Below are 2,196 nucleotides of genomic sequence, written 5' to 3'. Positions count from 1 at the left end.
GGAGGAACAGAGCATCTCATTTGAGTGTCAGCAATGTGGTGAATGCTGCAGTTACCTGGGTCTGGTATTTTGTATTGCAAAGCCCTGTGATCCATACACGTTTCTGATTGAAAACCAGTACACCGGAATGAAACATACAGTATCGGTCTCTCCACACATGTATCATCTCTACGATGATCAGACGATATTTACTGAGCGTCCTGATGCATGTCCCTTCTTCAGGAGAGATGATAGAGATGGTCTCTATTACTGTACGGTCCATCTCACAAGGCCTGATATCTGCCAGGAGTATGGATGTTGGCGGTTCCTGATTCTTGACTCTTCTGGCAACCGTGCCGGAAGAGTGATGCAGAGCAGGCATCTGCATGCAGAAAACCCGGACCTGGAAGAAGTTTGGGATGCATGTGTAAGAGTTCTCCATGAACCTGATGATAGGGTCTGGGATCAGAAAATGTGTGATATCGTACAAAGAGCCGGATTTCAGATTAGATCATAATATGATAATTTCACGTTTTGCTACTGAGAATCCCGGGCCCTGAACATATCAGAAGGAATACGTATATCAAATCGGGCCCCTTTCCCCTGCATCCCAGTCTCTTGAATCTCAACTCCGGTAATCCCAAGTATTTCTTTGGCAAGGAAGAGTCCGAGTCCGGTGTTTTTTCCATATCCTCTGTTAAAGATATATGGTTTCTCCGTGTCTGAAATCCCTGTTCCGTTGTCCTCCCAAGAAATCACGCAATCAGTTGATTCCCGGATATATGAAACATCAATCATAGTAACTCTCTCTCCGTGTCTGATTGAATTATCAAGCAGGGTCTGAAAGACTTTTTCCAGCATAGGATCAGCATATACCTCCAAACCTGAAACGTTTGATTTGAAGGTGATTTCTGGTGGTATCTCCTGATATGGAAGAATTTCCTGAACTTTCTGCCATAGAGGTTCATGAGAACCGAGATTCTGGTATACTTTGGTAAAGTCGATCTGGTTTCTCATGGTACTTGCGATCTGCTCAATCTTCCCGATATAGGTTTTGCATTCAGATTCATGTGAATTATCCCTAATCAGGACGAGATATGCGATCATGGCAGTCAATTTGTTGTTGATATCATGGCGGGTAATGCTGGTGAGCAGGTTTATCTGTTCGTTGGCCCTCTTGAGGGCGGTTTCTGCTCGTTGTCGTTCACTGATGAACCTGGCCTGCTGTACATTCTGGTATGCCCTGGCTGAAAGTTCGTTTGCAAAGAGATAGAGGATGGAGGCAACTTTTTCAAATTGCTCTCTGGACATCTGTGGAACTTCTGCCAATGCCTCTTTGAATTGCTCCCGGTCTGCACCAATCTCATCAGCATATGCCAGAACCTTATCTTCGTTTACATCCTCGTTCTTTACCTGCCCGATAAGCCAGCTTGCAATGTGATTTCCCCCTACGGTAATGTTTGCAGCCGCATCCCACAATCCTCCGCTCATACATCGCTGGATAACAGGACCAGACGGGTGGTACCTGCCAATGCACTGATCTGAATGTGTACAGTTTGCCTTTCCTTTCTCAGTTTTTCGGATAATATCATTGCAAAGCCTGCAAAAGTTGCTAGGCTTTGTAATCCATGTGCCATCAGGAAGGGTAATCAGGGATCCTACCTGTGTGGCCTCTGAAAATGCATCCTGAAGCTGCTGAAGTTGATCAATGTTGAAGAGATCTGCAAACTGAACTGACGCTGGTTCATTCAGAGGCTGCGTAAGAGCGACTATTCTTTCTACCAGTGACTTTTCAAGGTTCTTTTTTGCTGTAATATCAATGACATGAACAAGAAATCCGCTCTGTGACCGGTTTTGGTTATCCCATATTGGACTAATAACCACCTCCAGGTACATCGTTCCAGTTTTTGAGGTCTTGTAAAAGTTCCGGGGCCATGCCTTATCAAAATCAAAAAGGGTTTCAAATTTCTGGATTTCACCGGTTTCAACTTTTTCACGCATATTACCGGGAAGATTTGGGTCTTCCCAAATGTTGAGCCCTTTCAGGTCATCCTGGTTTGCAACACCAAAAATATCCAGACATGCCTGGTTAATCTCAAGAAGACTTCCATCAGCATCAAACCATTCGTGCCCTATTGGTGAACTAAAAAAGAGATCCCTGAATCTTGACTGGCTATGCAGCAATTCCTTAAGATTCGCCTCGTTTTTATTATATTG

Annotated in this window: 2 protein-coding genes; one reads left to right on the top strand and one right to left on the bottom strand. The window is 44.3% G+C overall.

Annotated elements, in window-relative coordinates; genetic code table 11:
• Positions 1-496: YkgJ family cysteine cluster protein (locus tag VN429_RS05390; protein ID WP_325630637.1), on the top strand; the 496-nt coding region annotated here is incomplete at its 5' end.
• 20 nt (positions 497-516) lie between these two features.
• Here VN429_RS05390 and VN429_RS05385 read toward each other — a convergent pair.
• Positions 517-2,196, bottom strand: a 1,680-nt coding sequence (locus VN429_RS05385; protein ID WP_325630635.1) for a PocR ligand-binding domain-containing protein, incomplete at its 5' end; no start/stop codon positions are given.

Source organism: Methanospirillum sp., from assembly GCF_035560735.1.
Lineage (GTDB): Archaea > Halobacteriota > Methanomicrobia > Methanomicrobiales > Methanospirillaceae > Methanospirillum.
This window is presented reverse-complemented; position numbering and strand designations above follow the sequence as displayed.